The 23066-nt window shown below is 50.1% G+C and carries 15 protein-coding genes; 6 read left to right on the top strand and 9 right to left on the bottom strand.

From position 1 onward, the window contains the following. Positions 1 to 671: 671 nt before the first annotated feature. On the top strand, positions 672 to 2141 hold the full coding sequence (locus tag AC5JO6_RS21670; protein ID WP_496083117.1) for a PP2C family protein-serine/threonine phosphatase: 1470 nt from the start codon (positions 672 to 674) through the stop codon (positions 2139 to 2141). A gap of 7 nt (positions 2142 to 2148) precedes the next feature. On the opposite strand, the gene AC5JO6_RS21665 is transcribed toward AC5JO6_RS21670, so the two are convergent. Genes AC5JO6_RS21665 through AC5JO6_RS21655 form a run of 3 tightly spaced genes read right to left on the bottom strand, consistent with a single transcriptional unit; the run spans position 2149 to position 6979 of the window. Next, positions 2149 to 4449, bottom strand: a complete 2301-nt coding sequence (locus AC5JO6_RS21665) for an NHLP family bacteriocin export ABC transporter peptidase/permease/ATPase subunit (protein WP_496083116.1) — start codon at positions 4447 to 4449, stop codon at positions 2149 to 2151. A gap of 39 nt (positions 4450 to 4488) precedes the next feature. Next, positions 4489 to 5940 (bottom strand): NHLP bacteriocin system secretion protein, encoded by a 1452-nt coding sequence (locus tag AC5JO6_RS21660; RefSeq protein WP_496083115.1) that lies wholly within the window; start codon positions 5938 to 5940, stop codon positions 4489 to 4491. 13 nt (positions 5941 to 5953) lie between these two features. Beyond that, the gene (locus tag AC5JO6_RS21655) at positions 5954 to 6979 is read right to left on the bottom strand and encodes a cyclic nucleotide-binding domain-containing protein (RefSeq protein WP_496083114.1); all 1026 of its coding nucleotides are present in this window, start codon (positions 6977 to 6979) and stop codon (positions 5954 to 5956) included. Positions 6980 to 7594: 615 nt separating this feature from the next. Here AC5JO6_RS21655 and AC5JO6_RS21650 point away from each other — a divergent pair. The 4 genes from AC5JO6_RS21650 (at position 7595) to AC5JO6_RS21635 (ending at position 14781) form a co-directional block, all read left to right on the top strand. Further along, positions 7595 to 8446, top strand: coding sequence for a type 1 glutamine amidotransferase domain-containing protein (locus AC5JO6_RS21650; protein WP_496083113.1), 852 nt, complete (start codon positions 7595 to 7597; stop codon positions 8444 to 8446). Positions 8447 to 8717: 271 nt separating this feature from the next. Continuing rightward, positions 8718 to 10523 (top strand): ShlB/FhaC/HecB family hemolysin secretion/activation protein, encoded by a 1806-nt coding sequence (locus AC5JO6_RS21645; RefSeq protein WP_496083112.1) that lies wholly within the window; start codon positions 8718 to 8720, stop codon positions 10521 to 10523. Between the two features lie 104 nt (positions 10524 to 10627). Then, on the top strand, positions 10628 to 13645 hold the full coding sequence (locus AC5JO6_RS21640; protein WP_496083111.1) for a CHAT domain-containing protein: 3018 nt from the start codon (positions 10628 to 10630) through the stop codon (positions 13643 to 13645). A gap of 404 nt (positions 13646 to 14049) precedes the next feature. Then, on the top strand, positions 14050 to 14781 hold the full coding sequence (locus AC5JO6_RS21635) for a DUF928 domain-containing protein (RefSeq protein ID WP_496083110.1): 732 nt from the start codon (positions 14050 to 14052) through the stop codon (positions 14779 to 14781). Positions 14782 to 14808: 27 nt separating this feature from the next. Here AC5JO6_RS21635 and AC5JO6_RS21630 read toward each other — a convergent pair whose 3' ends face one another. Continuing rightward, positions 14809 to 17568 carry an NHLP bacteriocin export ABC transporter permease/ATPase subunit gene (locus tag AC5JO6_RS21630; protein WP_496083109.1) on the bottom strand — a complete coding sequence of 920 codons (2760 nt, stop codon included), beginning with the start codon at positions 17566 to 17568 and terminating at the stop codon, positions 14809 to 14811. 8 nt (positions 17569 to 17576) lie between these two features. Then, on the bottom strand, positions 17577 to 18371 hold the full coding sequence (locus AC5JO6_RS21625; protein ID WP_496083108.1) for an MBL fold metallo-hydrolase: 795 nt from the start codon (positions 18369 to 18371) through the stop codon (positions 17577 to 17579). A gap of 352 nt (positions 18372 to 18723) precedes the next feature. Between AC5JO6_RS21625 and AC5JO6_RS21620 the strand changes: the two genes are divergently transcribed. After that, a complete protein-coding gene (locus AC5JO6_RS21620; protein ID WP_496083107.1) occupies positions 18724 to 20136 on the top strand; it encodes a CHAT domain-containing protein in 1413 nt (470 codons plus the stop codon). A gap of 69 nt (positions 20137 to 20205) precedes the next feature. On the opposite strand, the gene AC5JO6_RS21615 is transcribed toward AC5JO6_RS21620, so the two are convergent. The 4 genes from AC5JO6_RS21615 to AC5JO6_RS21600 form a co-directional block, all read right to left on the bottom strand. Then, entirely contained in the window at positions 20206 to 20646 is a 441-nt protein-coding gene (locus AC5JO6_RS21615) for a hypothetical protein (RefSeq protein WP_496083106.1), read from the bottom strand. A 141-nt stretch (positions 20647 to 20787) separates the two neighbouring features. Beyond that, positions 20788 to 21957 carry a glycosyltransferase family 2 protein gene (locus AC5JO6_RS21610; protein WP_496083105.1) on the bottom strand — a complete coding sequence of 390 codons (1170 nt, stop codon included), beginning with the start codon at positions 21955 to 21957 and terminating at the stop codon, positions 20788 to 20790. A gap of 54 nt (positions 21958 to 22011) precedes the next feature. Further along, positions 22012 to 22356 (bottom strand): slr1659 superfamily regulator, encoded by a 345-nt coding sequence (locus tag AC5JO6_RS21605; protein WP_496083104.1) that lies wholly within the window; start codon positions 22354 to 22356, stop codon positions 22012 to 22014. 44 nt (positions 22357 to 22400) lie between these two features. Continuing rightward, positions 22401 to 22982: a slr1658 family protein gene (locus AC5JO6_RS21600; RefSeq protein WP_496083103.1), complete on the bottom strand. Its 582-nt coding sequence runs from the start codon at positions 22980 to 22982 to the stop codon at positions 22401 to 22403. Between the last annotated feature and the right edge of the window lie 84 nt (positions 22983 to 23066).

Genomic DNA, 23066 nt, shown 5'->3' with positions numbered 1-23066 from the left:
CTGATGGGCAACTAAAGTCAGCCCTCATCCCCCAGCCCCTTCTCCCAAGGCAGGAGAAGGGGAGCAAGAGTTTCTCAAAGTCCCTCTCCCGCTCTGGGAGAGGGATTTAGGGTGAGGGCAATCGGGAAAGTCGCACATCGCGTTAAGTTCGTCACAAGTACTTCAGATCAAAATCAGTCATAACCTTAGCGTTGCCTGGTGGTCAACCTGAAAGAGAGAACACCCACAAACGAAAACCTGCTTTTTTCAGGTCATACATCTTGCCAAGACTTTAGTGAGAAGTCCGGCGAATGTTGCTGGACGTGATTTACACTACGAAATCTGTGAGAGCAGTACCCTGGCATTTTTCCTCAATGATTATCCCCAATCGGGGGATAATCACAGCAGAAGTCACGCATCCTGAAATGAAACTTTACGAAAGGCAGGTTTGATGGGCAGATTGTAACGATCGATGATCGTCGTAATGCAACAGAGGTGTGGTGGTTCCATTCAAAGCGAATCATTTGACAATGCCACTTTTTCCAATAGGATGGGTATGCTCGATCGCACAATTTCACAAAAGTAACCTCTCTGGAAGAGTTGATTTACAGACACCTGGTGATGGCTAGTGGCAATCCGAAATGGTCGCTGTCTAGCGTGTCGATAACAAGTAGTTGACCTGAGAGCACGCTATGGAAGAAGCCGATTACAGAGAATTGGAAGCTCTGCGCCGGGATGTTGCTGCGTTGAGAACTGCAAAAGCAGCGTCTGATGCCCAACGGGAGCTACTGGAAAAGCTTGTGGCGATGGCACGCTCTGCCGCGAGTGAAGAAGTGCTGAAAGAAACCTTGCTGGAAACGTTAGATGTCTCCAGCAGACTCATCGGCGCAGAGAAAGGCAGCTTGTTTTTGCTTGACAGTAATGGGGTGGTTACCGACAGCATTTTGACCCAACGCGAAGCCGTCGCAGAAGTGCGTGCCCGTCTCCTTGGTAGTGTTCTAGACAAGGGGCTGGCTGGCTGGGTCAATCGGCACCGACAGATAGGCTTAATTACAGACACCGAGAACGACGATCGCTGGTTTGTGCTGCCCAATCAACCCTATATCGTTCGTTCAGCGCTGGCAGTGCCCATTCTCAGGGGAGACATGTTGCTGGGAATTCTCACCCTCTTGCACTCTGAACCAGCACAGTTCAGCCCTGAACAAGCCAACTTGATGCAGGTAACGGCGGATCAGATTGCGCTGGTCTTGGAAAACGCTCAGCTCTATGGCAATCTCGAACAGGCATACCACTCTCTCGATCAAGCGAAAACGAAGATTGAAGCCTATTCCAAAGCCCTTGATGCTGAATTGGAAAAAGGGAGACAGATCCAGCTAGATTTTCTACCAAATACGTTGCCCCAACTCCCCGGTTGGGAAATTGCTGCCTGTTTTTACCCCGCCCGTCAGGTTGCAGGCGATTTCTACGATGCCTTCATGCTTCCCGGTGGCAATGTTGGACTCGTGATTGCTGATGTTTGCGATAAGGGAGTCGGTGCGGCGCTGTTTATGGCATTATTTCGCAGCCTCATTCGAGTCTTTTCTGGACAAACTCGTTTGGGCGGGATCGCTATTATTGGTAACGATGTAAATGAAGGCTTGGCTAACTTAATTGATTCGCAAGTCACCACCGATCTAGACCAGATCAATGCACTGAAAGCCGTTGCCTTGACGAATAATTACATTGCTCAAGAACACGCTGAAATGAGCATGTTTGCCACGCTCTTTTTTGGGGTACTCAATCCTTCAACGGGTGTGCTGACCTATATCAATGGTGGACATGAGCCGCTGTTTGTACTGCAAGATAGTGTTGTGAAACAAACGCTAAATTCGACGGGTCCAGCCGTTGGCATGATGCCCAACATGAAATTTAAAGTCCAGCAGATTCAACTAGAACCGGGCGATACGCTGTTTGGCTATACCGATGGCGTGACTGAAGCACGCGCGCCCGATCACGCGTTATTTACCCCCAAACGGCTGATGACTCTGTTACAACAACCCATTGCTTCCGCCTCTGCTTTGCTGGATGGGATCAAAACAACGCTATTCAAATACATCGATAATGCCCCCCAGTTTGACGACATTACAATGCTGGCAATTCAGCGCAAAAAGTTGAGCGACTAAGCTCTGATTATTGGCTTTCACTTTGGATGAGTTGGGCATAAACGCCATCAGTTTGATACAGAGCGTCATGGGTGCCGCGCTCCACAACCTGCCCCTGATCAAACACAATGATTTCGTCGCAATCCCGGATGGTGCTTAGCCGATGAGCCACAATAATGCAGGTACAGCCTCGGCGGCGCAGGTTGCGGTTGATCATCTTTTCGGTTTCGCTGTCGAGCGCACTGGTGGCTTCATCCATCACCAGAATGGAGGGATTATGCACCAAGGCACGGGCAATTTCCAGTCGCTGGCGCTGTCCGCCGCTGAGATTGACTCCCCCCTCGATTAATTCCGCATCATAGCCACCAGGAAGCGACAGTACGACATCGTGAATCACGGCATCTTTGCAGGCATGGATGAGGTTACGATCGCGCACCGTAGAATCCCACAGGGTTAAGTTCTCGCGCACCGTACCAGCAAACAGCAACAGGTCTTGTTCGATCAGCGCTAGAGAATGGGTGAGAACGCGTCGTGGGATTTGTGCAAGCGGCTGTCCATCCAGATAAATCTCACCTGACCAGGGTTGATATAAACCTGTAATCAGCTTTACCACGGTGGATTTGCCCGAACCACTGCCGCCAACAAGAGCGATGCGCTGACCCGGTTGAATGGTTAAGTTAAAGTCCTCAATCAGCGCTGGGTTAATGGGTGTATAACCGAAGGTAATGTTTCGTAATTCGATCGCCCCTTGCAATCGGAAGTTGGCAGCATGGATATGGTTGCGATCGGACGGATAGCGCGTTGGCGTAGGGGCAAAAGAGGCTGTTGTCTCTTTCTCTAAATTACGGTTGTCTGTCTCTTGTAACTGAGGATCGATCGCATTGCTCAACACATCTTCTAAGCGGCTCAAATCTCCTTCAAATTCTTGTAGCGTACTGCCCAGATTCACCAATCGCTTCACAGGTTCGAGAAAACTTTGCATCAGGCTTTGGAAGGCAACTAGCATTCCGATACTAAGGTTGCCATCCATCACCCGAAAACCTCCCACCACGAGCAACAACACGGCTGCCAGTTGGGAAAGCAGCGTGGGGAGCACACTTAGAACTTGATTCTGAATGCCTAACTCCTGCTGAGAGTTGAGCACTTTGGTATAGTACCCAGACCAGCGTGAGAAAAAGTCTGATTCCAGGGCAGAGGACTTCAAGGTTTCAATGCTTTGCAGTCCCGAAATTGCCACACCTGCCACTTTGCCATTTTCCATGCCGAGTCGAATGTTGGCATCCACCCGCTGTCGAGACACCCACTGCAAAGCAACCAGATTCATCCCCGCAAACACCATGCCAATGGCTGTCAGCACCTTGTCGTATTGGAGCATCACCAGCGCATAAAAAACCATCATCACCACATCGATCGCAGTGACCGCTAACTGTCCTGAGAGCACATCCGCCACTTTGTCATTGAGGCTTGTGCGATTGGCAATCTCTCCGGCATACCGTTGGGCATAAAAACTCACGGGCAGACGCAGAATGTGCCACAGGAAATGGCTCGACATCTTCACTGCCAGTTTAATCTTCAGTCGGCGTAGATGGCGTAGCTGTAGCCACGACAGAAACCCCTTCAGGATGACGGTCATCAGCATTCCCAACAGCAATGGGCGTAGCCAGTCCTGATGCCCTTCAACCAAAATATTGTCTACAAAAATCTGGGTGAAGACGGGCACTGCCAAACCGGGAATGACCAGCAGCAGCCCAGCCAGCAGACAGTACACCACTGCCTCAACCGATCCTTGCAGGCGATCGCGCAACGATCGCATCAGACTCGGTTTGCGTCCACCCTTGCGAAAGTCTGCTCCCGGTTCCATCACGAGCACCACGCCCGTATAGGCTTCATCAAACTCTTGAAACGTGATGCTTCTGGGTCCGGTGGCTGGATCGTTGAGGTAGACGCGATCGTGCCCCCAGCCTTCGACTACCAGAAAATGGTTGAAATTCCAGAACACCACATAGGGACAACGCAGGTTTTGCAGCGCTTCCAGCCCTTTTTTAAACCCCTTTGCCACCAGCCCATAGCGTTTAGCCGCTTTGATCAAATTGGCGGCAGTGCTGCCATCGCGCGAGACTCCACACGCCTGCCGCAGTTCTGCTAAGGGCACAATCCGCCCATAGTAACTGAGCAAAATGCCTAGGGCGGCAGCCCCACACTCCACGGCTTCCATCTGTAACACCGTTGGCGTTCTCACCCGACGGCTGCGACCCTGACGACGTTGCACCAACCATTGCTGGAGTTGAGCATCCAGGGTTTTGATTAAAGGGTAATGGAGCAGCCCCATCGCGCAGTTCAGAATAGCGTTTAAACCAAGTCTCTCAAGTTAGTTGATCCCACTGACCGATCGCAGGATTGGCAACACAAAGGTAATCGGCGACCACTGACTCACCGTGACCCGAACGGATGCCGTGGTACCGGGAGAAAGTTGCAATTCAGGACCTCTGGAAGACGACCATTTATAGCCAGTCATAGTGGTTGGGTCAGCGTCCAATACAGCCAATACTTCCACCTGTCCGCCCTGCGACATCAAGCTTTCCGTTACTTCAGCATTGCCCACGGCACTCAAGATGCCTTCTTTCGTGACGGGAAAGGCAGACACCGCTTTCACCTTGCCCAGAATGCCGCCAAAGCGTTCTCGCTTCACGGTGTCGGGAGTGATTTGGAGGGTCATTCCTGGTTGAATCTGTTTGCCATCTTTGATCGGGAAGTAAACCAGCGTTGATAGCGATTGAGATGCCCCTTCTGCTTGACCTTCTGCCTGAATAATGCCCAGCTTCGCTCCTTGACTGAGCACCTGTCCTACCTTCGCGCTCATTTCCAACACTCGTCCATTGTATTTACTGATAATCCGACCATTATCTCGTAATTGCAGCGCCAGTTGAGCAATGGTTTGCTGCACCGCTTGCAGTTGGTTTTTGCGGGTAATGGCAGCTTCCGTGGTTTGTTGTGTCAGGCTTTTGGCTTTGCTGTTGAGATCTGACAACTGGGCTTGCAGCGCCAACGTTTGCCGAATGGCATCCCGGTAGCTTTGTTCGATCGCAATTTCTTTACTATCAAGCTCCTGTAGCTGGGCATTGAGATTGGCAATTTGTTGCAAGTTCTCCTGATACGCTTGCGTGGCTTCCAGCACCGTATCAAACGCGATCGCGCCTTGAGCATACAACTGCTTCCGGTTGTTCAGTTGTTGGTTGAGGTTGGGGATCAGCGCTTGCTTATCTTGCAGGGTTTGCTGGAATGCCTGCCGTTGTTTTTGCACAGTAAGCAAGTCTTTTGCCTTGCGTGTGGGCGTTAACCCCTGAGTATCTTGAAGGCTTTGCTGAAGTGTTTGCCGCTGTTGTTGCAATACCTGAACATCTACCGTTGCTCGTTGATTGGCTAAAGCACTGAGCTGTTGATCCTGCTTTTGAAAGGCAGCCAGTTTGAGTGTTTGTTGGTTGAGTTCCTCTTGCAGGTCAGCACGATCGAGCACCCCAATCACGTCTCCTTTACGCACTCGATCGCCTACTTTGATGGTCAACCCTTTCAACTGACCGCCACTGCGTACCTGTAGCTCGGTCGTCCGATAGGGGTAGAGCAGCACGCCTCGCCCTGTCACCGTCACAGGAATTTTGCCAAACACACTCCACCCGATCGCCAGCAGCACCAGAGAGCCGAGGGACGCTAGGCTCAGCCAGTCTTTGGGGGCAACCACCTGCATGAGTTGGTCGAGCCGTTCGGGAGACGATAACCGTTCGAGCGACTCTTGACGGAAGATCTTGCGCTTTTGATTCAGCATTGCCGTTTACCCCTTAAAGGCTGCCTCGGACTCGCCGCAGCAACCAGTCAAACCTCACGCCAGCCAGAGAGACGTGTTCCAAAGTATTCGTATCCAGTTCATCTTCGTACTCTAGTTCTTGATCTAGGGGTTGGTCTTTGTTGTAGGTTTGCTTGCCATACCCATGCTGGGTTAAGCGATCCTTCAGGCGATTGGCAAGAACAACCGCGATCGCGCGGTAAAAGCGGGCAGCAAACCGGGCATCCTGCTGTAGTTTGGCTACTAATTGAAGCCGTGGCAGTGAGAGCACAAGACTGCTTTCAACCGCTTTTACCGTCGCCGATGCCGTTTGAGCTTCAATAAATGACATCTCCCCCAGTATTTCACCCGTTGCTAGTCTGGCAACCTCCTTGCTCACTTGTCTACCATCCACGATCGCGGAGACAAAAACGGCGAGCGTACCCTCTAACAGAATGTAGATTGCATCCAGAGCTGTCCCTTCCTGAATTAAGAGCGTTCCCATCGAGAGCCGTTGCGGCACACCCACTTTCACCATCCAGTCCAGATCGCTGTCGTACAACTCGCCAAAGACCAGCAAGACTTTTCTGAGCGGTGGTTCTGCTGCTGCCTGACTGCGAACCAGTAACGTCGAAATACCCCGTAGCTGATTGGAGAGAAACACGGAAATGGTTTGGTAAAAGCGAGTGGCAAAGCTTGAATCCTGGTTCAATTTGGTTTTTAGCTTGGCATGTGGAACGACCAGAAGTTGTGACGGGGCGATCGCGATAATGGCGTTGGTCACAGGGCTGGGATCGACAAACGTCAAAAAACCGACTCCCTCACCAGCTTTGAACCGAGAAACCTCTCGATCCCCATTCGGACTCGCGACAACCGTTGCTAACAAACCATCTAAAACAAAATAAATTTCATGGAGAGGCTGGTCTGCCTGTGCTAAAACATTGCCAGCCACTACGTCTAAGCTGTGACCCGCCTTGCTCAACCAATCAAGATCACCTTGATTTAACTCTCCCAGCAGAAGGCGCAATTTTTCCATAGCCATACAGGTAGGAGGGTAAATGAGAACCAGCTCCGTCATCTTTCGACGCGGATGCCAAAAAGTTTTTCACTTCATCCAACGCTTCACGGAACACGTTACAGATCCAATAGATCCAAATGTATAGCCATCCTAATTTGATTTGTGAATATTGACCTGTGTTAGTTTCTAGCAGTCAGCTTCAAATTCTCAATTGACCGCTGATTGCTGACCGTTAAATCACCGCATCCTGTTTCCGCACGGTTTAAGCGGCTGTATGGAAGCTCAGCCTTAAAAATTGTGGGCGTTTCGTTTCGGGCATTTTTATCTAAAGAATTATATAGTATTGTTGCGTCCGATCGCGCCCTTGACCCATAGTAAAGCCGTTCAAGCGTAAGGTGTTGTAAGCGTTTGTAAAGATGGATCGCCTGTCCATGCTTAGATGTAGATGGGAATTCGCGCTGTGGGAAATTTCCATACGCTAGGGCTTCTACACATCTACATGGCGGTCTGGATTAATCCAATCAGACCTTCGCACTCTTAATGGATTAACTAAACCTGAAGAATTTCTCTTCGAGTAGTGTGTAAGCTTTCCCTGGAAGTGTCTTTTGTCATGTCAATCGAAATGGAGTAAGGAAGCCTGTGAAAAAGATTCTGATTATATTGTCTGAATGGGGCTACTGGGGCGAAGAACTGGTCGGTCCTTATGATGTATTAATCGACGCTGGCTACACCTTTGATTTTGCCACTGCCTACGGTCGCAAACCACCCGCACTGCCCCCCAGCATGGATGAAACGTATGTCGATCCACCGCTGGCTAAGTGTGTCACAGATGCTCACTACGCCAAGCGAACCACGGACGTTGATAAGTCGGATTTGCTAGCCAAGCCGATCAATCTCTCTGAATGGTTTCCAGCCATGCCCTACTTTAATAGCCCTAATTTTGGGCATGACCTGGAAGCTTACTACAACAAACGGGAACAAGCCTGGAAAGACCTGGAGCAGTACGATGCGCTGCTGTTGCCCGGTGGCTCTGGTCCGATGGTAGACATGGTGAATAACGAGCGGGTACACGATGTCATTCTGGGCTTCCTGGCGCAGGGTAAGCTGATTGCGGCTGAATGCTACTGCGTCACTTGTCTGGCATTCGCCCGCGACTGGTCGGATCGAAAAAGCATCATTTGGGGTAAGCATGTCACTGGTCATGCCCGTGAGTATGACTACAAAGACGGCACTGGCTTTGCCCAGATGTATGGCTATGATGGAAAGCCGATGAACACCTCCGCCAATTTTGGTCCTCCGTTCTATCCTCTGGAATATATTCTGCGGGATGCGGTTGGACCAGACGGGCAATATCACGGTGGCGTAGGGCATACCCTCTCGACCATTCTGGATTACCCCTTTTTAACGGGTCGATCGACTCAAGACTCGAAACTGGTGGGAGAACTGATCATTAAGGCGCTGGAGCATGGGCTAAAGCGTTACGGTTGGTAGTCGGCTATTGAATCAGGTTTGGGTAGGGACGTTATACGTAATGTCTCTATGTGCATATCTGAAACACGATCGTTTTTTGAAGCGCGGATTCTCGGATTTCTTGCCATAACGTTCGCCATTCATCGACTCGCTTGAGGCATGGCGAACGTTATTTTGATCGTCTTGAATCATCAGACGCTCGGTTTCTTCATCCTTTCGCGGTGTACAGTACTTTTAGCTCAAGTTTTGACGATCGCACCCTCCCGTTTTCGGCTGCTTTCAGCGAGTTGCAATGGATTGTGAAAAAAAGACAAAAGTCAGCACTGAAGCAGTAAGAGATCGTCTTTTAAGCGCTTGTCTTGGATCGGTTGTTTTTTTCACGTCACCTGTGAGTGCACAGTCGGTTAGCGCGGCTCAACCGTTTACTCCCAGTACTCAGGCTCAAAGTAGTCAAGCTTTACCCATTGCTCAGGTTCCGCCTCAAGATTTGTTACCGCCCTCGGCTCCGACTCCGCTGCCTTCGCCTGCTGTGCCTCCACCTCAAGCACCGCCGATCGAACTCCCATCATCTCCCAATCCTTCCACTCCTGGAGAGTTGGTGCCTGGAGCCGTTCCGGGAACAGTTGTAGTGAAACGGTTTGAAGTCGTTGGCAGCACAATTTTTAGCGCCGCAGAACTCGCGAAGATTACAGCCCCTTTTACGAATCGACCGATCGCCTTTGCAGAGTTGCTTCAGGTACAGGCGGCGATCACCAAACTTTACACGGATCAGGGCTACATTACGTCGGGTGCTGTAACACCGCCTCAGACGATCGAAGGGAATGTGGTGACGATTCAGGTGGTGGAAGGGTCATTAGAGGCAATTACGGTCACGGGCACCAAACGGTTGAACCCCAACTATGTGCGATCGCGGCTGGCGATCGCCACCCAGAAACCCCTCAATTCTCGTCGCCTGCTCGAGGCTCTGCAACTGCTCCAGGTCAATCCGCTGATTCAAAGCATCAGCGCCGAACTCTCGACGGGGACGCGACCCGGCACGAATTTACTAGAAGTGCGGGTGACAGAGGCAAAAACCTTTGGTGTGCAAGTTGCCCTTGATAACAATCGATCGCCCGCTGTCGGTAGCTTGCGGCGGCGAGTCCAGGTGAGTGAGGCAAACCTGTTGGGGCTGGGGGATGGTTTGCAGGTGGGGTATGCCAATACCGATGGCAGCAATGTCATCGATTTCAACTATACGTTGCCGCTGAATCCTCGCAATGGCACATTCAGCTTTGCGTTCAATACCAGCTTTAACCGCATTGTCGAGGAACCGTTTGAACCGCTAGACCTGAAAGCAAGCTCCCGCAGCTTTGATTTGACGTTTCGCCAGCCCCTTATCGAGACTCCATCCCGGTTGGTGGCATTGGGGGTGACGGCTTCGCGCCAAGAAAGTGAAACATCGATTTTGGGTGTGCCGTTTCAGTTGTCACTGGGAGCCAACACTGAGGGACGCACCCGGATTTCCGCCCTGCGGCTTTTTCAAGAATGGACGGAACGAGGGGAACAGTCTGTCTTCGCAATTCGCTCGGAGTTTAGTTTTGGCTTCAAGGCGTTGAATGCCACAATCAATGACACATCTCCAGACAGCCGCTTTGTTTCCTGGCGAGGACAACTTCAATGGGTGCGGCTTTTGGCACCGGATACCCTACTGGTGTTGCGTTCTAATGTTCAGATAGCCGATCGCACGCTGCTTTCCTTAGAGCAGTTTGGTCTGGGCGGACAAGACAGCGTGCGAGGCTATCGCCAGGATCTGTTGCTGGCAGACAATGGGTTGCTTGCCTCGGCTGAACTCCGGTTTCCGATCGCACGGTTTCGTCAAAACCAGGGCATTGTACAGATCGTGCCCTTTGTCGATTTTGGAGCCGTCTGGAGCAGTTCTGGTCGCGCCAATACTGATCCAAACACGTTGGCGGCGATCGGGCTTGGTTTACGATGGCAGCAGGGCGATCGCTTCACGTTCCGCTTTGACTGGGGCATTCCACTGGTATCTGTCGATTCAAGTAAAAACACATGGCAAGAAAACGGACTGTATTTTTCCGTGGTCTACAATCTTTTTTAGGCTTCAAACGGCAGCAGTCAAGGACAAAACGGCGATTCCGAGTTACCCGCAAGGGGTGGCAGTACGCCGTTCTTTCTCGCGCTAAGTTTTTGAAAGGAGTCATAGTGCTGGTGCTTGCCCTCTTAGCCACCTTGTTTTTACTGGCTCCCGGAGTCGCACAGCTAATTGAAGTAGACCGAGATCTAAACGGGGTAGTGGCGCAGCAGCCTGAATTGAATGCCCAAAGCCTTTTACAGCAGGGCAGAGAGGCGTACAAAGCAGGACAGTTTGATCAGTCTGTGCAGTTTTGGCAACAAGCTGCCACTGTTGCAGCTTCTCAGGGCGATCGACTGCTGCAAGCAATGGCATTGAGCAATCTTTCGTTGGCATATCAACAACTGGGCGACTGGACTCAAGCAACAACGACGATCGCCACCAGTTTGCAGTTATTAGGACAACCAACTGCAACCGCGATCGCTTCGACCAGTGCCAATCCTCCGCCTCATCGCCTCACCAGCGAGGAGCGGCAGGTGCTTGCTCAGGTGCTGAATACTCAAGGCAAATTGCAGTTCGCGTTAGGGAAAGCTGAACCAGCGCTGGAGTCCTGGAAGCAAGCAGCAGAGAACTATACTGCGATCGGTGATTCTACTGGAGCCATCCTCAGTGTGCTAAATCAGGCACAAGCGCTCAAATCATTGGGCTTTTATAAACGAGCCGATGCACTTTTAGAACCGCTGTACAGCACTCGCAGAGAGCAGCCGCTGCCGCTTCAGGTTTCTATCCTTCTCAACTATGGGGATACATTGCGTCAGCTAGGGCGTTTGTCAGAGCAATCACCCAGCGCTCAGACGGTCTTGCAGCAGGGGCTGAAGCTTGCCCAACAGATAAAATCGTCCTCCGATATGGCGGCGGCATTAATCGGTTTAGGGCGTACAACTCTGGCTCAACGCAATATTCAAGCAACTCTCTATGCCGATCGACCCAGTGAACTCCAAACGAGCTATCAAGAGGCGTTCCAGTACTATCAGCAGACAGCAGGCTTTACTGATCCAGACGCTAGAAAAATTCAAGCATTGCTGAATCAACAACAAGCACTGCTCAAGGGCAATAACCGCAATTCTCCACAATGGCTCCAGGCACAGGCGCTCTCACCTCAAATCCAATTCCAACTCGATCGCTTACCCATCAGCCACACAGCTCTCTACGCCTACATCCACTTGGCTGAGAACCTGATCAAACTCGGTAGCGAACAGACCAATAGTGACGTGGTTCAACTCCTGGAAACGGCTGCAAAACAGGCTGAAAGTTTGGGCGATTTTCAGATTCAATCGTATGTACTTTGGCGTAAATTTGATCAACAAACACTCCAGTTTTATCAGCAGGCAGCCAAGATTGGCGACTCCCCTGCCAGCAATGTTCAGGCACTGTTGAATCAGCAAAGCTTACTGGTTGATGGTACTGGCATCGACTCTCAACAACAGGCACAAGCGCTGTCAGCTCCCATTCAGGCGCAACTCGATCGCTTGCCTGTAAGCCATACCAACCTCTATGCGCGCATTCATTTTGCCCGCAACTTACTCAAGCTGGGTGCTGAACCGTCGCGTGCCCTCGCAATGCAACTGCTAACCACCACCGCAAAGCAGGCTGAAAGCTTAGGCGATGTCCAAGCGCAATCGTATGCAGTGGGGTATCTCGGTTCTGAATATGAGCAAAACCAACAATGGCAAGTGGCTCAAACGTTCACTCAGCAGGCACTTTCACTCGCTAGAACGGTGAATGCAGCCGATATTGCGTATCGGTGGCAGTGGCAGTTAGGACGGCTGCTGAAGGCTCAGAACGATACTCAGGGAGCCATTGCTGCCTACACGCAGGCGGTCGAGACACTCAATGCACTCCGCAAAGATTTGGCGACCATCAACACGGACAATGTGGATGTGCAGTTTTCGTTCCGGCTCAGTGCTGAACCTGTGTATCTTGAGTTGGTTGACCTGTTGTTGCAGCATGACGAACCAACCCAACACGATCGCAACTTAGAAGCCGCGCGATCGGTGATCGAATCACTCCAGACCGCAGAGCTAGAAAACTTTTTGCGGGAAGCGTGCGGCGGAATACAAGCGCCGATCGAGGGCGTAGATCCAGCCGCAGCCATCGTGTATCCCATCATGCTCAACGATCGCCTGGAGGTGATTGTAAGTCTTTATGATCCTCAGACATTGCGACGGGTGCGCCTGTTGCATTACTCCACAGCCATTACACCCAAAGCGGTCGATCGCCTCACCAATCAATTTCGCCAATCTCTCATTCCGAGTGCGCCCATCAGCGATCATCGTCGGTTAGGCAAAACAATTTATGACTGGCTCATTCGTCCCGCAGAAGCAGAGTTAGCCCAGTCTGGAGTCAAGACGTTGGTGTTCATCATGAATGGCAACTTGCGGAATTTGCCGATGGCTGCGCTTTACGATGGGAGCCAATATCTGGTGCAAAAGTACGGCGTTGCTTTGACTCCGGGCTTACAGCTTATCGACCCTCGCCCCCTTGAACATAAACAAATTAATGCCTTAATTGCTGGTTTAACGGAGTCTACCCAGGGCTTTCCAGCCTTGCCCAGTGTGGGAACTGAAGTGAAAGACATCCACTCTCAGATTCCAAGCAAACTGATTCTGAATGAGCAACTAACGAACAAAAATCTTGAACAGCAATTAGGCAACGCTCCGTATAGTGTGATTCACTTGGCAACCCACGGGCAGTTTAGCTCCAATGCTGACCAAACGTTTATCCTTACGTGGGATCAACGCCTCAGCGTCAAGCAATTAGACCAGCTACTGCAAACGCGAGACAAAAACGAGGCAAATGCCCTGGAGTTATTGGTGCTCAGTGCTTGCCAGACGGCTTCGGGAGACAGTCGCGCGGCGTTGGGCTTAGCTGGCATCGCTGTACAGTCTGGCGCAAGGAGCACGATCGCCTCCCTGTGGCCCGTCAATGATGAGGCAACGGCTGCTTTCATGACGCAGTTTTATCAAGTCTTGAACCAACAGAATGTGTCTAAAGCTCAAGCGCTCAGGCAAGCTCAGCTTTTTTTGGTTTCCAAATATCCCTCCCCTTATTACTGGGCACCCTTTGTCCTGGTCGGCAATTGGCTGTAGTCGTGCATTTAGAGCGGTGTCAAAAGGCTTTCTGGTGCTGAGCCTTTCACGCCCTTTTCTTGCCTTCGCGCTTAGAGGATTGAGGCTGAGTTATAGACCAAAAGGCATCTAAACCTGATGTCAAAGGGTGAAAACGATTCAAAGTCTATCGTCTATAGTCTAAATTCCTACAGTGGAACATTTGTCAGTTAATCAGGTCTAAGGCTAAAGTCGATCGTCTAAACTCTAGTTCCCTTTGCCGTTTGCTTTCATTTGATTGCCACGCAAAAATAGTCTTTTAGTACTAACACAAAAAAACTATTTTATCTATATGATGGCAATTAAGGCGGTGAGTCTGTTGATGTACTCTATGGTTAAGTGCTTATTCTGTCTGTCTATGCCTTTGATTGGAGGCTCGTTCTGTAATGCTTAAAAAAAGATTTCCTCTAACTTTGATTGCCCTGTCTCTTACTCTAGCTACGGTTGCGATCGGTCTCAGTTGGGCAAGCCCCACCCAGGCACAGTTCAAGCCGCCTAATCGGGGGGTGCCGAAAACAACGGCTGGAGGAGCAACCCGCAGTGGCTCCTGTATTAAAGAAAGAACACCACTCACGGTTTTGGTGCCGTCAAGCAAGATCGGGCTAACCACCGAATCGCATCCGACGGTCTTCTTATACCTCCCCAAAACGACGGCTCAAGCGGCAGAGTTTGTGCTTAAAGATGTGGATGACAATGATGTGTATCGCACCCCGATCGTACTTCCAGGAAAACCGGGTGTCGTTAGCTTTCGGTTGCCTGCCGATGCAGCGCCTCTGGAGGTTGGCAAGGATTACCAATGGTTCTTCAATGTTGTTTGCCAACCAAACGATCGACTGAGAGATGATTTTGTCACTGCCTGGATTCAACGCATTGAGCCGAATCAGTCTCTTACGAGTGCTCTGAAGACCGCAGTTCCGCGTAAGCGCCCCAATATCTACGCTCAGGCTGGCATTTGGCAAGATACGTTAACCACGCTGTCTGAGCTACGGCGTACCAATCCAACCGATCGCACCCTGACGAATGAGTGGAGCGCGTTGCTGAAGTCAGTTGGCTTAGGTCAAATTCCTGGAGATCCAACGGTTGGGCAACTCAGCCTGGGTACAATCAAGCCTCGATAGGGCAGAGAGCAATCGGTTTACTTCTCACTAAGCGATCTGCTGTTGCATCAGTTGGCGGAACATGCCGTCTTGCTCGATCAATGCCTCAAACCGACCGTGTTGCACAATGCGACCTGCCTGTAGCACATAGATGCGATCGGCGTTACGAATGGTGCTCAGGCGGTGGGCAATGACGATGCGGGTGATTTGCAGCCGTTCCAGGCTTTCACTCACAATGGTTTGTGTGCGGTTATCCAGAGCGCTGGTTGCCTCATCAAACAGTAAGATGCGCGGTTTGAGGGCGAGCGATCGGGCAATGAGTAGCCGCTGCCGCTGTCCTCCCGACAAATTGCTGCCCCCTTCGCTGACAACGGTATGCATCCCCATCGGCATCGCGTTAATTTCGTCGGCTAACCCTGCATAATTGGCGGCTTCCCATGCCTCATCCATTGTGATGAGGGCATTGCCAGCAATGTTCTCAAAAATGGAGGCAGTGCTCGTGCGGCTATTTTGCAGCAACACCCCCAACTGTCGCCGGACTGAATGAATGTTTAGCCCACGCAAGTCCTGACCATCGTAGTAGACCTGACCCGCTTGCGGGGTTTCAAAGCCCAACAATAAACGAAACAGCGTTGACTTACCGCTGCCGGACGGTCCCACAATGGCAATAAATTCTTTATTGCTCACCTCAATGGTCACATCGTCTAAGGTGGCTGGACCATCCGGGCGATACCGAAACGTAAGGTGGCTTAAGGTGATGCTACCAGAGAGTTGCCCTGGCTCCGTTTTGCCACCGTCTACCTCTGGTTGCGCTTGCAGAATGGGTTGCGCTCGTTGCCAGAGGGCGATCGCCACCAAGCTATTCAAGACAGTATTGCTCAGTTCTGTCACCCCGACAATAAAACTACCAAAGGCAACATTAAATGCCAGAAAAGTTCCAGTCGAGAGTCTTCCCGCCGCCTGCGTTACGCCAAGCCGTGCCGCTACCCCAAACAGTACCACGGCACTCAGGATGGGCAGGAGTTGATTGAACACTAGCAAAGTGTCTTCAAGCTGCTGCATTTTGAGCTTCAGCATTTGCTGGTGGCTATATTGCTTGCCCCAATGCGCGAAGGCGCGAGCCTCTGCCCCTGTGACGCGGAGTTTTGCGACCCCGTTGATGAGTTGCACCATCAGCCCAAAAATTTTGCCCTCTAGTGCCTGTAGGGGCGGCACCTGACGCAAAGTTACGCTGCCAACGGCGATCGTCACGATACCGACAATTACCGCTACAGCACTGGCGACCATTGCCAACGAAGAACTGTAGTAAAACAAAAGGGCGAGATTCAAAAGTGCAAACGTGCTGGTAAAGAGCGTGCGTAGAACAACCCCCGTGATTTGGTGCCGAATGCTCCCCATTACTGCAACCCGTTCGCGCAAATCCCCCACGGAGTATTGGCGAAAAAACGGTGCGCCCAGACTCAGCAATCGATCCCACAGCGCCGTTTGAGTCGAGGACTCTACCAATGTCTCAATTCGCATCAGCGCCACGCCTTGAGCCAGTTGAAAGACGAGTCCACCCACGATCGCTGCCAACAGCCCAAAACCCAGTTGGAGTAGTAGCTCATGGTTGGCATCGGGAATCGCCTGATCAATAAGGATGGCGAGACATTGCGGCAGCAACATGCCTAGAAGCGTGGTTGCTATACCAGCCCAAAAAATCACAGACCAATCCTTCGTACTCCCTTTTAAGCCAAAGTGCAGCACCTCTAGCAGTTGAGTGATGCGTTCAGGCAAAGGACGGTAAAAGACGTATGCAACGGAAAACAATTGTGCCTGAGTTGCCGCAGTGATGGGCGTGTACGTTCCTGCCACTGGATCGAACAGTTGATAACGACCTGGTGCGGATGCGATTAACGCCACCGGGCGATTTTCTGGGCGCAAGTACGCGAGTAAGGGTCCACAATCTTTACGCCACCAACGATCGCTGAGAAGTACCCGACGAATGCGGACACGGGAGGCACGCGCGATCGCATCCAACGGTTCCTTTAAGCGAGCAAGGTTTTCCGACTTGGCTGGAAGCTGAAGCGAGATGCCCAACGCCTGTGCGACTCTCTGAGCCGCTTTGTAGAGAGACAGATATTGCGCCTGTTCAGCGGTCAGGTCAGGGGGTATCGCAAACCGACTGGCGTTGTCTACATCAGGGTTTAACAACGAAGCGAGAGACGCGATCGCCGCTTCGGAGGCTTGATGATTAAAGCGATCCTGCATCTGAAACCTCGACCACTCCGCCGCTTGCTCCTGCTCTTCAAACTGATCCAGAGAGGCGAGAAATTGGGTGTTAAATTGCAGGAGCGACTCCAGCGTCAAATTTGGGGCGAAGAGCGATGTCTCAGGACTACGACTACTTAACCGCTGCTCCAGAGAAAAGGCACGATCGTCGCCTGCTGTGTCCAGTAGCGCTTGATAGTGCTTCATCCAGGTCTCAAGGAGCGAGGTCACCGCTGGATTTGCCTCTGCGATCCACAACTCCAGGGTTTTTCTGTCTACTTTAAGGAGGTCGGTCTCTTCAAGCGCTACGGCTAAAAGCCCATATGGCTGATCGTCGGTTGGTACGATGCCGAATAAGGCTTCTCCAGCTTTGCAGCTAAACAAGTAGCGACGCGCACCGATCGGCATTCCCTCGTTACTCGCAACCCTGAACAAGCCAATTTCTCCTGACTGCACGACCCAAACTGTTTGGGGATTATGCAGCAGAAATGATTGGTTTCCCTTCATCTGATAAGGTTCGCCCGTCAGATTTTGTTGGTTGAATTCTGGAGGCATCATTAAAAGGATTAAACCTTTTCTTTAGAAGGTAGAAATGAATTGGAGAAATCAAACGTTTGCCCTCGTTTTACAAAGCCTTGAAAGCCGTCTTTTTCGGCATCAGGCAACGCCCCTGGTTGATAATGATAGAGCCACATCTTCCGTTTGATTTCTGCTGGCAGCGCTAACAACTCGTGATAGTGGGCATGAACCCCGCTAGGAAAGGGGCTAGTTTCACAGTCATGAAAAATAAGATCGGCTTGTTCGTAGAACGTCGCATTGTCTTCTAACGTTAAGCGAGCGTCTGTGGTTAAAAAGACTTTAACACCCTCTACCTCAAAGAACAGTCCATAGCTAGGAATGATAAAATAGCCATTATTAACATGAGTTACTTTGACCAGATTAAATTGAATTCCTTCCCACTCAAAATAACTATTTCGGTCAATTTTATGCACCTTAAAATATGATTCCAGATCTAGAATATCTCCTTCCACCGATCGCATTCCACCCGATAAGGTTCGTTCCCATAAGTCACCAGCTAAATCTTTGCTGAGGTAAAGATTGGGTCGATCGCACGTTGGATCAAACTTTGTATTTAAGCCAATAAACTCAAGACCGCCCGCGTGATCCGTGTGCAAGTGGCTAATGTAAATATCAGAAATATCGGTGTGGGAGAAGCCAGCTAAGAGTAAGGAAAATCGAATATCTGAGCCGCAATCAATCAAGAAGCTCTTGCCACGATCGCTGATCAAGAGCATATTTGAGTGGAAGTTATCTGCTCCAACAGTAAACGCAGAGCCAGAGCCTAGAAAGACAAATTTCATGATTTTGACCACTCATTTCTATTGCAAGTGGGCGTTGTTGCACCGAAAGAGCGAATGGGATGACGTGATAGGTTTTAGTTACCACATCAAAACCACCGCATGAAACGCCGATACCACATCTATAACTGGAAAGAGTATAGAACTGGAAGGAGTATAGCGCTGGACTTCAGCCACGGGAAGCCTGAGCCTCTAGTAAGCGAGGTGGTTCCTAAGCCTCTGTCTGAGTCAATCCTGGCGATCCCGATTGACTCACCAAATCCCACATCTCTCTTCAATCAGCTTGGTTTAACCCACGTTCTAGACCCAAAATACTATTAAACCAGGAATAATAATCGTCTGGTTAGGAGGCGCGATGACTCTCATCCGGTTTGCTTTGTTGTTTTCGCTGGCGTTGAGTTTAACGCTGACTGGGCTGTCTCCCTCATTTATGGTGCCTGATGCCACTGTTGAGGCAGCGCTTCCCCGCCCTCTTCTCGTTACAGCGGAACCTCCGACTGGTACGTTTCTGCGGTTGAACCCTGAGCGCCTTAAGCAAACGCTCGATCGCGGCGATCTTGCCGATGCCATTCAACAGATCGAGCAGGGTTGGAAACAACAGTACGAAGATTACTTTGAGGGCAAACTCACAAGCCAGGTGAGAACAGTTGACGACATCTCCCGCGACTTAGAACAAATTACTGCTCTGACAGGCAAGAAACCCGCATTGATTTACGCCATTCCATTAGACACGCAATTGGAATTAGTGCTGGTGATGCCGGGACGATCGCCCTTGCATAGACGGATCAGCGCTGCCAACCAGGAGATATTGCGAAAGACTGTGCAAACCTTCCAAGCCAGTATGGTGAACCCAAATTCCAACCGCACCACTTACCTGCCTGTGGCTCAACAGTTGTATCAGTGGATGATTGCGCCGTTAGAGTCAGAGCTACAGGCACAGAAGATTAACACACTCATTTTCTGTGCTGGCAAGGATCTCCGTAGTGTTCCCCTGGCAGCGCTTCACGATGGTCAGCGGTTTCTGATCGAAACGTATAATCTGGCACTGATTCCAGCCTTTAATTTGCTCGATCGCCGCTTGAGCAACTTGCAAAAAACAAAGGTACTGGCAATGGGCGCGTCAACCTTCAAGGAACGACCATCCTTACCTGGGGTGCCATTAGAAGTGTCAACCATTGCTGGTAACGCTTCGCAGAGCGAGTACTGGCTCAATCAAGCGTTTACTCTGGCAACGTTAAAAGCGCGTCTTGCCGCTTACCCGTTTGGCATCATTCACCTGGCAACCCACGCCGAGTTTGTGCCAGGGTCAGTCGATGAATCCTACATTCAATTTTGGGATACCCAGTTGCATCTGGATCAAATCCGAGATTTGGGCTTGCTCAACGCTCCAGCCGTGCAGTTGTTGGTGCTGAGTGCCTGTCGCACAGCGTTGGGCGATCCACAGGCAGAGTTAGGGTTTGCAGGGCTGGCAGTGATGGCAGGCAGTAAAGCCGCGATCGCCAGTCTTTGGTCAGTCAGCGATGCCGTCACGCCTGTGCTGATGACCGAGTTTTACCGCCAACTCAAAACAGCGCCCATTAAAGTAGAAGCGTTGCGACAAGCGCAAATAGCCATGCTCAAGCGCCGTGTCAACCTGAACTATAGCTTTGCGATCGCGGCTAGACGTGGTGGACGATTGCTGCCACCAGAACTAGCGAGTTTTGATGGTGCGGATGTCTCCCATCCGTATTACTGGGCTGCGTTTACTCTAATTGGTAATCCCTGGTGAAGGATACGATCGCTTTCCCATCAAACCGTTTTGCCCGACCGCTTTGACATCGATTTCTGCAAGACAACTTTAACGGTTAGGGTTTTGTCTGCATTTCGAGATCGTATCTTTAAACCCATCCCAAATTCGCTGTTCTGGAACGGCAAAAAACTTCTTTTTCATGTTCAAGTCTAAAGTTTGAGTTGATTCATCAAAGCGAAACCCCAGGAGCGCGACTGATCCAACCGCGTTACCTTTGACAACAATTTCACCGCTATTACCGCCCTTATAGTCAAGCGAACCACCGCCGCCAGTATTGTTCTTTTTTAGGCATCTGAGAATGGCTGGTGTGATGCATCGATAGGGCGGATTCGATCGAGATAGTTCTGATGCAGAACAATTCGCTTGGGCAAGGCGTTGAGGGAGAGAAACAGGAGACTTTGCTTGTGCCTGACTAGAAAGAGAAGCCCAAAAAGTGCCGCTTAATGCCGAAGTAGCCGTCAGAGTTAGAACGAAACAGAGTTTATTCATATAGCCATCCTATGCAATTTGTGAAAGATGTTAGCTTTCAGCTTTAGATCCCGATTTAATCACTCATCACTGACCACTAACTACTTAAATAACCATGTACTGCTCATGAATAATTTAGGTCTCCTACAGCGCTTCCATCGCCTACACTTTTTTAGGCAGTGTCAATTTTCGTCCTCGCCAAGTCCAACCCCAGCCCGTTTCGGTTTTAATGATGGACGCGATCGCAAGAACAGCTACTAACAAACCTCCTATACCTTGTAGCCACCAGTATTTTGTTGACGAACCGAGCGCCTGTGCGCCCGTTTGTCTAATCCAATATTGTAATAAAATTGTCAAGACAGCTAGTCCGAATTCGAGATAATGAAGGGTAGTGAAAGCCTGTAAGCATTGAAATATGGCTATTATTAAGCTAATCCAGGGAATGGTGTAGATGAGCAGCATTACCACCACCAGGAGAGCCATGAGCGATACACTTCGTTGTGCGCCAATGTATAAAACTTTTGTCCAACCTTCCCAGAGAGAAGTCCAGTTTTGATACATGCGGAGCGATGCAAGCTCGGCTCCTAAAAACTGTTGTAGTCGAAAGCCTTGATGTTTAATATTCCGAGCCAGAGCGACATCTTCAGCAGGCTGATCGGCAATAGCTTGATGTCCCCCGATCGCACGATAGATCGATGATCGAAACAATAAAAACGGACCCAGCGCATAAGTCGTTTTTGTTGTTGGATCTTTAACGATCTCAGAGTTAAACGTAACGATCAAATTGATGAACATAAGAGGTTGCACCAACCACTCTATTAGTGAGCCACAGACGATCGTTGGTACGCAGGTGAGGAAATCTAATTGGCGATCGAGTGCTGTTTGAATCACAGCCGAAATTGACTTTGGCTTCAAGCGAACATCAGCATCAATAAACAGGAAAAAGTCTCCTTTGGCACGGTCTGCTCCCTGTTGACACGCCCAGTTTTTTCCAGTCCATACCTGTCCGTTTGGTCTGGGCAGACCTGACAGGATCTTTAATCTTGGATCTGCCAGTTGCAACTGCAATGTCTGGAGAATCTCTAAAGTGCGATCGGTCGATTGATCATCAACAACCCAAACGTCTAGATGCTCTTCTGATAGTTGAGTGCTGGTCAAAATAGACTTAACGCACTCTGCAATGTTGTCTTCCTCGTTGTAAGCCGGAATGATCACTGAAACGGTAGGGGATTGAACAGCAGGATCGTTGTTGTCAAATATTTCTGATAAATCAATGCGAGGTAACTGCTTTGCTGCCTGGTGGACACTTACCAGATACCCAATTGATGTCACAACCGATGCTAATAAAAGTACAAGTAAGATCACATCATTACTGTTGAACAAGAGCTACTCCCATATCAGTTCCAACTGCGGCATTAGTCGTTGCAAGTTGGTGAGCGATCGCTCTTGCCAGGGGATGGTGGTTGAGCCTTTTACAATCAGGTGAACGTCCTTTTGACCGCGTACCTTCAGCACAAATTTTGATAAGACGTTAATGCCCGAACTGTTCAAAAATTCCAACGCTTGCAAGTTCAGCTTTAAAACAGATGGATGGTCTTCAATGACCTGATCAAGCAACTGCACGATCGGCGCGTAATCTTGCATACCTGCTAAACGCAAAGCCCCTTTACAGGTAACGGTTTTAGCCTCAGCATCATACAGAACGCTATACTTTTCGGTCTTAATTTCCATTTCCTTCAGCCTCTGTTTGTATCGCCCCCAATTTACTTTGCTTACTAAAGCATCAAATAAACCATTGTCGTTACAGTCATAATCTCTGGATCGTGCTGAATCGTTTCAAATTTCCAACCGACTTTTGCCAGATAATCACTCATCATCGTTAAAAGTCCTAGACCCGAATCAGTCTCGTTTTCATTCTCAGCATTTTTTTCAAGCTGTCGCACCAATAATTCGCCTGGATCAGCCGTCGTGATTTGCTGAATAAACGACTGAAAATGACTCACTGCATGAGCATTAAGGCTATTGGTTGCAATGAAAACAAGACGATCTTTCAACAGATGTAGCGTAATACTGATGGGATATTCAGTCGTGCGATCGTTAAATTTCATGGCGTTTTCTAGCAATTCATTGGCAATGAAACTAACGACACTTTTCACTTCAACTTTGCTGTTAATCTTTGAGACTGACGCTTCGCGTCTAGGAAAAAACGTCGCAAAATAGTCTGCCATGAAATCCGCCGAGAGACCGTTGTAATGCCAGCGTTCTCGCAAGGAATCGGAACTGGGCGATAGAACGATCGTGAGATATTCTTTGCAAGCAGGCAGGTGCTCAGTGAAATCCCCAAATATTTGAGCCATGCACTCAGCCCTCAACCAATGCCTATTGCTTAATTAAATCTGGAAGCATCATAACACTATCGTCTTGCTCGACCAATCAGCATG

This window comes from Tildeniella sp., from assembly GCF_059505325.1.
This window is presented reverse-complemented; position numbering and strand designations above follow the sequence as displayed.